Here is a 12,215-nt window from a genome sequence, read left to right on the forward strand (position 1 = left end):
TATGAACCTATGGTTAAGGCAAGCGCTTAGAGTAAATAAAGAAAAATTGCAGAAAATGTTTATTAAAAATGTTAATGAAATTGCCACCAAACAAACTCTTTAAAAGTGAGCCCAGCGCAGGTTGGCGGACGCTGGACTCGGACCATTACTCCTCTTAGGAGGGATAACAGCACTCTGGCAGTCACAAAATGCACTAGTATCTAATCCATCTGACCGCATAGTACGCAGTGACTCGATTTACTTCATTAAAACCTCGCCTAATTAAATTTGCAAAATCTCTTTTCATTAACTTAATTGGTATAAAACTTTTCTCATGATCCATAATATAATTACCAAAAAGAGGAACTGAAAAAAAGAAGAACTTGCAAAAATCTTTTTAAATTCTAATTAAACAAATGACAATAAATCAGCTATTAACTTCAAGAACTGGTGGCATTTAAAGAGACAATTTAAATGTACTTACAATAATTTATTTCAATTGCATAAAGCTACAACGCTCTAATTCTAATCTTCCCTTTATATATACTAAGCATATGCATTTCATTGCTTACCCCTTAAAAAGGCGAGGCCAACCTATCGGAGACCCCGCAATGGGAAATAATCACTATCTATGCCCCTGCTCTTATGGAGAGATATTTTCTCAAACGTTGAACGTATTCTGGTATTCCAGGTAGTAATACTAAAATGCCATGCAAACACTGCTTCCTAACCAATAAAAAAGTTATGTTGCTTACTATGATGTTCCATCATTAACATTTATTCTGTATCTTGTATGTTTTAATCTATACTCTTGCGTACATAAATTCTATTCCTCAAAAACAACGCATACAATAGTTCCACAAGACATTAGGCTAACGAAATATATTGATGTGTTGCTCATCGTTTGCATTGAATTGCCATTCTTCTTAACTTGATTGACCCTTATTCATCATTACACTTCAATGCTAAGAATATTGTATAGGTTGCACTACAGGTAAGAGTCAAGTATCAATTTAGCAAAATGAAAAAGTGGCTCATGCATCGAGGTATACAAGCTTCTTTGATCAAATTATGCCTCTATAGTTATCTATTTCTTAGTGGTAATTTCCTTTTGCGCAGCTTCAATCAATTTATCTAGGACCGCTCGAATAAAAAAAGAAAATTATTTTTTTTTGCTTTTAAAAGTCCCTTCAAAATTGATTGAATGTCACACAAAAATATCGAGGTGGAGGAGCCTGGGATTCATATCAATATTGATGCGTGACATTGACCGGTATGCTGACAACAACGCAGGCTATTCATCAGCTCACTTTAATTATCCCTATTTTTTCAAAAACATATTTAAGCTCAAGCGGCAAATTGCAACCCTCTCTCGACACTCCATAAAAGAAGCGCAAGTTTTCATCTCCGTCGTTACCAAGTAGTTTTAAGTTTCTATAAATATCTATTTTATCAACGTTAAATAGATTCAAATAATCAATCGCACTTATTATGTCCGTCACATGTTTTTCTGTAGTAAGAAATTTTTTTTGATCAACTTCTTTAAAAAACAAGCGGAGTGATTCATCCAACTGATGTAAAAAACGAGTAATAATAATGTCTTTATCTCCCTCTCTTCTTTGCATAACATAGCCGCCACTCACGGTGTATTGATATCCGTATCACGCTTCATCGAATAGTCCCAATCTATTAGGGTTTTGGTGCCATTCGATAATACTCCTTTTGATTCATATAAATCTTTATGGATCCTTTTTAGAAATTCACACCCACTAATTCCATGACCAGACACCTCATATTGTTTAAAAATATCCTGGCCTGCAAAGGTAATGATGCCCTGCACTTCACCATACACTGAACATTCAGCAGTAAATTTTTGTGTAACATTGGAGTCCTTCACAATAGGAATATTAAACGTGATGGATTCGTTGGTGTTATTTTTGTCTAATAAATGCAATTTACGTCGAACGCTCCACAAATTATTCTTGTGTTCAATGTAAACATTGCCTGTCATTTTCACACCCAGCTCTCCATTGGCATGGCAGTGCCCTTTTAAAACCCACCGGCCAATATCAAATAAATAAGAATGCCGACAAGACATAAAATCAGGACTGGGCGTAAGTTGCTGTTTATTTAAATACTCAAAAAAAGTAGCAACATCTTTAGTACCACCCAAACTGCATTTTTCAATGAGTTCCGCTAACTTGTCTTTTTGATTTGTTAATTTACTAATTTTATTATTTGTTTGGTTTAATTTTAATACCGCAAAATCTAAAGCATTTGGATAATTTTCACTTTTATTATTAATGACTAAAATTTGTTTGATCTCACTCAATGTAAACCCAAGTGTTTGTGCTGCCTTTATAAAGTTAATGCGAATTAGAGATGGTTCGGAGTAAATCCGGTAGTTCGATCCGTTTCTACCTTCTGGCAAAAGTAATTTTTCTCTTTCATAAAAGCGAAGCGTGGGTACAGTCACGCCCGCTACATTCGCTATTTGCTGGATGGTTAATTCCATTATTTGTCCTTATTAACATGTCATAACTCATTTGTATTTTTAAACTATGAACCTATGTCTAAGGCAAGCATTAAATACAGTTATTTTTTAAACTATGAACCTATGTCTAAGGCAAGCATTAAATACAGTTATTTTTTAAACTATGAACCTATGTCTAAGGCAAACATTAAATACAGTTATTTTTTAAACTATGAACCTATGTCTAAGGCAAACATTAAATACAGTTATTTTTTTAACTATGAACCTATGTCTAAGGCAAACATTAAATACAGTTATTTTTTTAACTATGAACCTATGTCTAAGGCAAACATTAAATACAGTTATTTTTTTAACTATGAAATAATAATTAAGGCAAGCACTGAGTAAACTGACACCAATGAGGATAGGTATTGTCCGCCATATAATAAGGTGTAATTGCCGGTCTAGATAAGCAGCAGGAGTTTTTATATTGTTGTCCTTTTTTCATCCATCATTGCAACCAAATTATCAATCGATTCCGTATAGTCCGGCCTCATCTATACATATATATATGTATAGAGTGAGGCTCATCGCGACCAACAGCCAATTCTCTTGCAGTTCTCTTGCATCCCTCTGTTCGTCAATGTAGTAGATCTTCTGTCTGTACTTCTTTTTCAACATCCCCTTCCTATAGTTAGTGATTAGATGTTGCAACTTGAATCCACGTTATAAAATCACCGTTTCCTTTGTACCACTGGCTCCAAGATAACGTTCGTACATTTCTACAACAGTGCATGAAGGCTCACTGATTGCTGTACACACGGTTAACCTGGGCGTCATTGGTCACCACCACATCCAGGTCGCCATCACCGTCCACATCCCCCAGCGCCACGTCAGAACTGTCATCGGTGTCGCTGCTCAGATTCGCGCCGCTGAAGCCGCCACTGCCGTCGTTGATATACTCCCGGTTAACCTGGCCGACATTGGCCACCACCACATCCAGGTCGCCATCACCGTCCACATCCCCAAGCGCTACGCCAAAACTGCTAAGGACATCGCTGCTCAGATTCGCGCCGCTGAAGCCGCCACTGCCGTCGTTGATATACTCCCGGTTAACCTGGCCGACATTGGCCACCACCACATCCAGGTCGCCATCACCGTCCACATCCCCAAGCGCTACGCCAAAACTGCTAAGGACATCGCTGCTCAGATTCGCGCCGCTGAAGCCGCCACTGCCGTCGTTGATATACTCCCGGTTAACCTGGCCGACATTGGCCACCACCACATCCAGGTCGCCATCACCGTCCACATCCCCAAGCGCTACGCCAAAACTGCTAAGGACATCGCTGCTCAGATTCGCGCCGCTGAAGCCGCCACTGCCGTCGTTGATATACTCCCGGTTAACCTGGCCGACATTGGCCACCACCACATCCAGGTCGCCATCACCGTCCACATCCCCAAGCGCTACGCCACGACTTTGATTGGCGTCGCTGCTCAGATCCGCACCGTTGAAACCGCCACTGCCGTCGTTGATATGCACCCGGTTAACCTGGCCGGCATTGGCCACCACCACATCCAGGTCGCCGTCACCGTCCACATCCCCCAGCGCCACGCCACGACTTTGATTGGCGTCGCTGCTCAGATCCGCACCGTTGAAACCGCCACTGCCGTCGTTGATATGCACCCGGTTAACCTGGCCGGCATTGGCCACCACCACATCCAGGTCACCGTCACCGTCCACATCCCCCAGCGCCACGTCAGAACTGTCATCGGTGTCGCTACTCAGATTCGCACCGCTGAAGCTGGAACTGCCCCAGGTGCCGGACAAGGAATTGTGGTACACCCGGTTAACCTGGGCGTCATTGGCCACCACCATATCCAGATCGCCGTCACCGTTTACATCCCCCAGCGCTACGCCAAAACTGCTAAGGGTATCGCTGCTCAGATTCGCACCGCTGAAGTTAATGCCGCTGGATGTGCTGGTGTTGGTATACACCCGGTTAACCTGGGCGTCATTGGCCACCACCACATCCAGCTTGCCGTCACCGTCCACATCCCCCAGCGCCACGCCAAAACTGTCATCGGTATCGCTGCTCAGATCCGTACCGCTGAAGCCGCCACTGCCGTCGTTGATATACACCCGGTTAACCTGGGCGTCATTGGCCACCACCACATCCAGGTCGCCGTCATTGTTCACATCCCCCAGCGCCACGCCAAAACTGTCATCGGTATCGCTGCTCAGATCCGTACCGCTGAAACCGTCGCTGACGTCGCCGTCGTTGATATACACCCGGTTAACCTGGGCGTCATTGGCCACCACCACATCCAGGTCGCCGTCATTGTTCACATCCCCCAGCGCTACGCCAAAACTGTCATCGGTATCGCTACTCAGATTCGCACCGCTGAAGCCGCCACTGCCGTCGTTGATATACACCCGGTTAACCTGGCCGGCATTGGCCACCACCACATCCAGGTCACCGTCACCGTCCACATCCCCCAGCGCCACACCACGACTGTTATTGATGTCGCTGCTCAGATTCGTACCGCTGAAGCCGCCACTGCCGTCGTTGATATACACCCGGTTAACCTGGTCGGCATTGGCCACCACCACATCCAGGTCGCCGTCACCGTCCACATCCCCGAACGCTACGCCAAAACTGTTATTGGTATCGCTGCTCAGATCCGCACCGCTGAAGCCGCCACTGCCGTCGTTGATATACACCCGGTTAACCTGGCCGAAATTGGCCACCACCACATCCAGGTCGCCGTCACCGTTTACATCGCCCAGCGCTACGCCAAAACTGTTATTGGTGCCCAGCGACTGGTCAGAATTTACAAACCCCGGCACCAGATCAATCGGGATGGACGCCGCCGCGTCCTCACCATTAACCCCTTCGATGCTGTTTGGCATGATCATCATGCTCACATCAATGCCCGAGGGAGCATTGAGGGTGGTGGTGGCGGCATCAAAGGTCCCGCGGGTCTTGAAATTTATGCTGTTATCATCAGGTAGGGTCACCGTGATCTTGTCGTTCCCCGGTCCAAGTGCAATCGTCGCACCGCTGCCCAGGCTGTCGCCCTCTATCGGCAAGTTCAGGTCGTCGGCATCGGCGTTAGTCACACGAATCTCGCGGTCAAACGGCACAATTAACTGGTCGTTGGCGTCCAGTACGCCATTTCTGTTGACGTCGCTAAATTGGGCCACCCCACTCACATTCGGCACCCCTACCGGGGTGTTTAACGTGTCAGTGGTCGGACCCGGCACTTCCGTGCTGGTCACACTGCCGGTGTTGTTAATGCTGCCGGCATCGACATCACCTTGTTGCACTTGATAGGTGCCGCTTAACACACAGCTTGCACTCGGTAATAACCTCGCACAGGTAGTGGGGTTCGGGGTCAGTTGCGCATCCGTCACCACCACATTGTTCAACGTGGTGTTGCCATCGTTGGTCACCGTGACACTGTAAGTTAAGGTGTCGTTCAGACTCACCGTGGTGGTGGTGTCTTCATCGGCATTGCTATCTAAGGTTTTCACAATCGCTAAACTAGCGTTTTGTGGGACCGGGGTGTTTAACGTGTCAGTGGTCGGACCCGGCACTTCCGTGCTGGTCACACTGCCGGTGTTGTTAATGCTGCCGGCATCGACATCACCTTGTTGCACTTGATAGGTGCCGCTTAACACACAGCTTGCACTCGGTGCTAACGTTGCACAGGTATTTGTGTTCGGGGTCAGTTGCGCATCCGTCACCACCACATTATTCAAGGTGGTGTTGCCGTCGTTGGTCACCGTGACACTGTAAGTTAAGGTGTCATTCAAGCTCACCGTGGTGCTGGTGTCTTCATCGGCATTGCTATCTAAGGTTTTATCAATCGCTAAACTAGCGTTTTGTGGGACCGGCATGTTTAACGTGTCGGTGGTCGGACCCGGCACTTCGGTGCTGGTCACACTGCCGGTGTTGTTAATGCTGCCGGCATTCACTTCCGCTTGGTTCACCACATGTGTACCGCTTAACACACAGGTCGCACTCGGTGCTAACGTTGCACAGGTATTTGTGTTCGGGGTCAGTTGCGCATCCGTCACCACCACATTGTTCAACGTGGTGTTGCCATCGTTGGTCACCGTGACACTGTAAGTTAAGGTGTCGTTCAGACTCACCGTGGTGGTGGTGTCTTCATCGGCATTGCTATCTAAGGTTTTCACAATCGCTAAACTAGCGTTTTGTGGGACCGGGGTGTTTAACGTGTCAGTGGTCGGACCCGGCACTTCCGTGCTGGTCACACTGCCGGTGTTGTTAATGCTGCCGGCATCGACATCACCTTGTTGCACTTGATAGGTGCCGCTTAACACACAGCTTGCACTCGGTAATAACCTCGCACAGGTAGTGGGGTTCGGGGTCAGTTGCGCATCCGTCACCACCACATTGTTCAACGTGGTGTTGCCATCGTTGGTCACCGTGACACTGTAAGTTAAGGTGTCGTTCAGACTCACCGTGGTGGTGGTGTCTTCATCGGCATTGCTATCTAAGGTTTTCACAATCGCTAAACTAGCGTTTTGTGGGACCGGGGTGTTTAACGTGTCAGTGGTCGGACCCGGCACTTCCGTGCTGGTCACACTGCCGGTGTTGTTAATGCTGCCGGCATCGACATCACCTTGTTGCACTTGATAGGTGCCGCTTAACACACAGCTTGCACTCGGTGCTAACGTTGCACAGGTATTTGTGTTCGGGGTCAGTTGCGCATCCGTCACCACCACATTATTCAAGGTGGTGTTGCCGTCGTTGGTCACCGTGACACTGTAAGTTAAGGTGTCATTCAAGCTCACCGTGGTGCTGGTGTCTTCATCGGCATTGCTATCTAAGGTTTTATCAATCGCTAAACTAGCGTTTTGTGGGACCGGCATGTTTAACGTGTCGGTGGTCGGACCCGGCACTTCGGTGCTGGTCACACTGCCGGTGTTGTTAATGCTGCCGGCATTCACTTCCGCTTGGTTCACCACATGTGTACCGCTTAACACACAGGTCGCACTCGGTGCTAACGTTGCACAGGTATTTGTGTTCGGGGTCAGTTGCGCATCCGTCACCACCACATTATTCAAGGTGGTGTTGCCGTCGTTGGTCACCGTGACACTGTAAGTTAAGGTGTCGTTCAGACTCACCGTGGTGCTGGTGTCTTCATCGGCATTGCTATCTAAGGTTTTATCAATCGCTAAACTAGCGTTTTGTGGGACCGGCATGTTTAACGTGTCGGTGGTCGGACCCGGCACTTCGGTGCTGGTCACACTGCCGGTGTTGTTAATGCTGCCGGCATCGACATCACCTTGTTGCACTTGATAGGTGCCGCTTAACACACAGCTTGCACTCGGTAATAACCTCGCACAGGTAGTGGGGTTCGGGGTCAGTTGCGCATCCGTCACCACCACATTATTCAAGGTGGTGTTGCCGTCGTTGGTCACCGTGACACTGTAAGTTAAGGTGTCGTTCAGACTCACCGTGGTGCTGGTGTCTTCATCGGCATTGCTATCTAAGGTTTTATCAATCGCTAAACTAGCGTTTTGTGGGACCGGCATGTTTAACGTGTCGGTGGTCGGACCCGGCACTTCGGTGCTGGTCACACTGCCGGTGTTGTTAATGCTGCCGGCATCGACATCACCTTGTTGCACTTGATAGGTGCCGCTTAACACACAGCTTGCACTCGGTAATAACCTCGCACAGGTAGTGGGGTTCGGGGTCAGTTGCGCATCCGTCACCACCACATTGTTCAACGTGGTGTTGCCATCGTTGGTCACCGTGACACTGTAAGTTAAGGTGTCGTTCAGACTCACCGTGGTGGTGGTGTCTTCATCGGCATTGCTATCTAAGGTTTTCACAATCGCTAAACTAGCGTTTTGTGGGACCGGGGTGTTTAACGTGTCAGTGGTCGGACCCGGCACTTCCGTGCTGGTCACACTGCCGGTGTTGTTAATGCTGCCGGCATCGACATCACCTTGTTGCACTTGATAGGTGCCGCTTAACACACAGCTTGCACTCGGTGCTAACGTTGCACAGGTATTTGTGTTCGGGGTCAGTTGCGCATCCGTCACCACCACATTATTCAAGGTGGTGTTGCCGTCGTTGGTCACCGTGACACTGTAAGTTAAGGTGTCATTCAAGCTCACCGTGGTGCTGGTGTCTTCATCGGCATTGCTATCTAAGGTTTTATCAATCGCTAAACTAGCGTTTTGTGGGACCGGCATGTTTAACGTGTCGGTGGTCGGACCCGGCACTTCGGTGCTGGTCACACTGCCGGTGTTGTTAATGCTGCCGGCATCGACATCACCTTGTTGCACTTGATAGGTGCCGCTTAACACACAGCTTGCACTCGGTAATAACCTCGCACAGGTAGTGGGGTTCGGGGTCAGTTGCGCATCCGTCACCACCACATTGTTCAACGTGGTGTTGCCATCGTTGGTCACCGTGACACTGTAAGTTAAGGTGTCGTTCAGACTCACCGTGGTGCTGGTGTCTTCATCGGCATTGCTATCTAAGGTTTTCACAATCGCTAAACTAGCGTTTGAAGACCCACCTCCACCTCCCCAGTCACATGCCCCGAGAAGACTGACACTGATCAGGAGAAGCATGGTGAACTTGATAGTTTTGGGTACACGACTTGTTTGATCGCTACACACGCGTAGGCTCGTATCGTTAAACAAGGTAGTGTGCAGTCTTATATAGGTTGCAGGGTTCATTTTTATTCTTAAAATTTTTTATTAGACCCCTAAGTTTTTACGCTATGAACTTAAGTGTAAGTCAACCCTTATTTAAAATTGTTTTTGAAGTTAAACTCGACCTATGAAGCTAAGTGCATAGTAATTCTTGCACTGAAAAAATTTGCTTGCGCTCAACCTTTTCAATTTGTTCACCGTTAACAGACAAAAATCCCTTGACACTAATCTTAGGTGCATAGTGCTTAATATAAAGTTCTCTACAAGAAGACGATGAAGTTATTTTTTTGCTACATTTTTACCCATGTAAGCCGTTTTATTATTTTTTATAACCAAAAAATCAGGTTGAGTAGTCGTGAGAGTAAACGTAATGCCTGCATTGATGGTTACAGTAGCATTAGAAGATGTATTTTCTAATCTAAGTATTTGCAAGGGATGACGCGGATGGGATATACCAGGTATATGACACTGGTGGACTCTACCGGTTAGAGGCTGATTCAGTTGAACATGCAATCGAAGATGTAAAAAATAGGGTGATACATAAATTTGAACAAGATGAACTAACAGAAAAAAATGCAGTGCTTGAATTTAAGAAATTTATCTGCAGGACTACGGTGTTAGCAAAAAGTAAATTATGAATTCGATTTGACGCCATTAATATAATAGAGAGCACCTCGTCATGATTTACTGTTTACTTTTTTCTCTTCTATTTCTTCATTATGGCTGATGCAATCTTTTATACAAAGAGCATTCAGATTAGGAAACACAACACATATATTTTATTTAGGACGTAGCAACATCTACCAAACACAAAAAATTGAAGGACTCCAGACAATCTGAAGCGAGTAGACATTACTTACACTAAAGTCATAGATAAAAAATAGACTCTGTATCTAGCAAAACATTTATTTAATAGTTACAACGATGATTTTCGCCCCAATGCCACAAGACGAATTTACCCGTTTACGGGCACTGCATGCGAGCAATTTGCTCGATACTCAACCTGATGTGCGGTTTGATTGCATTACTCAATTTGCAGCTAATACACTTGATGCACCAATTTGCCTCATTACTCTGATCGATATAAGCCGCCAATGGCCCAAGTCGACATATGGGATTAATAAAATTGAAATTCCACGAAAAATCTCAATTTGTGCACATGCAATTTGTGAAATCAAATCGACTAACCTGAAAGATCGTATTTATGAGATTTACGATACGAAATCAGATATTCGTTTTTTTGATAATCCACAAGTAGCTGGCAAACCTTGGATAAGATCTTACATTAGCTATGTATTGCAATCTGAATCCGGCAAGAACATCGGAACACTATGCTTATTTGATACAAGTCCTAGGATATTCACATTTCATGAAAGACGTATGGTTAGCATTCTTGGAGCAATGGTCGAGAACATCATCTATGGCCATCACTTTTCTACCAGCATTGAGTATGAACTCAACAAACTGCCCTAATGATTGCCTTTAGCCAAAAGCATTCATCCAGTGAATGCTATGGCATAAAAAGCACGACAACATCAGCGCACCCTAGTGTAATTCGTTTCTTCTCTCATGCATTTTTAACATACTAAAATTAATCGACACTAAATTCACTTGACATTATCTTATAGTTCATAGTGTTTAATAACAGAATGGATACAAGCTGCATTGGAGTATTTCGGTGATCAATCTTAAACAAACAGACCACTTTACTATTTTTATTAGTATTGTGAATCTTCATTTAGAACAAATTAGCCAAAAACATGTCTGTCTTCATACTGAAACCGAGTACGAAGTGACGAAAAAGTGGCTTGAGCAGCAGCGTGCTAATTTGTGTAATAAAGCATATTACAGTGCAGCATTGGAAATTGTAAGATCGAGGATGAAGAAAAAGTAAAAGTTCAAATTTTCCATTATGTGACGCACTGCCTAGCCTTGCAGTTAAGTGCAACCTTTATACTTGCGTAGTATTTAGTAAGACAAGCCGGAGAAAAACCAATGAAGATCAATGGACTTTGGACTGTAGAATTTCATGTCCCGTTTATCAAGTCATACGGGATGGGAATGGTGGTATTAGAAAATAATCGAATCATTGGGGGAGACAGTGGATTCTATTACGTTGGAAACTGCTACTGTAATGATAAAGAAGTTAGTGGCAGACTCAACATCGTACAATATAACGAACACGCAACATCTATAATTCCTGGGCTTCAAAACTGGTATATGGATTTTGTCGGCCAAATTATTTGTGAGGAGGAAATCTTATTTGAGGGCAAACCTCTATCCGCCCATGGGACACTCATTCCAACTCCGGAGGAGATGAAAATCAATCTTTCATGCCACAAAATTTTTGCGATAGAGTAGCCAGAAATATGTTGCCAGTATAAATCTAGGCAAGCGTACAGTTACCAATATTTGTAGCTCCCTAGAAAATTTAATAACCGCCTTAACAGTGTGCTTACATAAACTTACTAACTTTCTCTACGACTATTTTGAGGTCAATGCACAGAATCAACTCCCGAACTTTGCTATGCTCAAAAAATGGCCCGTCGCAAAAAGCTCGGCAATGAGCATTATTGATAGGGAGTCGTTTCGAAACGTATCTAATGATTCACCCGTCATAGGTGACATGACTTTCGAATTCAATAGCAGTGATACTAAACAAAACTATCAAATAATTTTCAAGTTGTCGCATATGAGCAGCAAAGGATTTTGTGTCGACTTGTATGAGCGCCAGAGATTAGACGAGTGGAAAAAAATTGCTACACATTTTATGTCAATTGATTAACAAGGAAGTAATAAGATGAGCAAATTTAATATACTTGTAAAAAATGAAACATTTACCTGTAGGTTGGAAGGTGCAGATGAATTAGCAATGCTAAAAGTGACTCATCCCGAATTTGGATCGGTTGGCCCAACACAACTTGGTGGCAGTAGAAAAGAAGAACTTTCTAGGCTGCTTGCAATGGAGTTGATTACGAAATATAGAAAATGATTTGCAATAAGGAAAATACAGCAACTTCATATCCATGAAGATGAGTTCGAACGATTTTTTGATCACATTAT

General features: G+C 44.8%; 8 protein-coding genes. 4 read left to right on the forward strand and 4 right to left on the reverse strand.

All coding sequences use genetic code 11. The annotated features are described in order from the left end of the window. Window positions 1–1,280: 1,280 nt before the first annotated feature. The 4 genes from GKR92_05410 to GKR92_05425 form a co-directional block, all read right to left on the reverse strand. Window positions 1,281–1,622, reverse strand: coding sequence for a hypothetical protein (locus GKR92_05410; GenBank protein ID QMU61166.1), 342 nt, complete (start codon window positions 1,620–1,622; stop codon window positions 1,281–1,283). Then, entirely contained in the window at window positions 1,619–2,494 is an 876-nt protein-coding gene (locus GKR92_05415; GenBank protein QMU61167.1) for a MerR family transcriptional regulator, read from the reverse strand. Before GKR92_05415 ends, GKR92_05410 begins: the two co-directional genes overlap by 4 nt. Before the next feature lie 760 nt (window positions 2,495–3,254). After that, window positions 3,255–9,176: a hypothetical protein gene (locus GKR92_05420; GenBank protein QMU61168.1), complete on the reverse strand. Its 5,922-nt coding sequence runs from the start codon at window positions 9,174–9,176 to the stop codon at window positions 3,255–3,257. A gap of 255 nt (window positions 9,177–9,431) precedes the next feature. Further along, complete coding sequence (locus GKR92_05425) at window positions 9,432–9,584, reverse strand: hypothetical protein (GenBank protein ID QMU61169.1); 153 nt, start codon at window positions 9,582–9,584, stop codon at window positions 9,432–9,434. 492 nt (window positions 9,585–10,076) lie between these two features. Between GKR92_05425 and GKR92_05430 the strand changes: the two genes are divergently transcribed. From GKR92_05430 to GKR92_05445, 4 genes are all read left to right on the forward strand, one after another. Then, the gene (locus tag GKR92_05430; GenBank protein ID QMU61170.1) at window positions 10,077–10,625 is read left to right on the forward strand and encodes a GAF domain-containing protein; all 549 of its coding nucleotides are present in this window, start codon (window positions 10,077–10,079) and stop codon (window positions 10,623–10,625) included. Between the two features lie 522 nt (window positions 10,626–11,147). After that, the gene (locus tag GKR92_05435) at window positions 11,148–11,513 is read left to right on the forward strand and encodes a hypothetical protein (protein QMU61171.1); all 366 of its coding nucleotides are present in this window, start codon (window positions 11,148–11,150) and stop codon (window positions 11,511–11,513) included. A gap of 166 nt (window positions 11,514–11,679) precedes the next feature. Continuing rightward, window positions 11,680–11,937 carry a hypothetical protein gene (locus GKR92_05440; protein QMU61172.1) on the forward strand — a complete coding sequence of 86 codons (258 nt, stop codon included), beginning with the start codon at window positions 11,680–11,682 and terminating at the stop codon, window positions 11,935–11,937. A 15-nt stretch (window positions 11,938–11,952) separates the two neighbouring features. After that, a complete protein-coding gene (locus GKR92_05445) occupies window positions 11,953–12,144 on the forward strand; it encodes a hypothetical protein (GenBank protein ID QMU61173.1) in 192 nt (63 codons plus the stop codon). Window positions 12,145–12,215: the final 71 nt, after the last annotated feature.

The organism is Gammaproteobacteria bacterium, assembly GCA_014075255.1.
GTDB lineage: Bacteria > Pseudomonadota > Gammaproteobacteria > UBA4575 > UBA4575 > JABDMD01.

Coding starts and splice junctions, on each gene's coding strand:
- GKR92_05440 (QMU61172.1), top strand. CDS start 11,680: ATGCTCAAAAAATGGCCCGTCGCAAAAAGCTCGGCAATGAGCATTATT.
- GKR92_05415 (QMU61167.1), bottom strand. CDS start 2,494: ATGGAATTAACCATCCAGCAAATAGCGAATGTAGCGGGCGTGACTGTA.
- GKR92_05435 (QMU61171.1), top strand. CDS start 11,148: ATGAAGATCAATGGACTTTGGACTGTAGAATTTCATGTCCCGTTTATC.
- GKR92_05445 (QMU61173.1), top strand. CDS start 11,953: ATGAGCAAATTTAATATACTTGTAAAAAATGAAACATTTACCTGTAGG.
- GKR92_05420 (QMU61168.1), bottom strand. CDS start 9,176: ATGAACCCTGCAACCTATATAAGACTGCACACTACCTTGTTTAACGAT.
- GKR92_05430 (QMU61170.1), top strand. CDS start 10,077: ATGATTTTCGCCCCAATGCCACAAGACGAATTTACCCGTTTACGGGCA.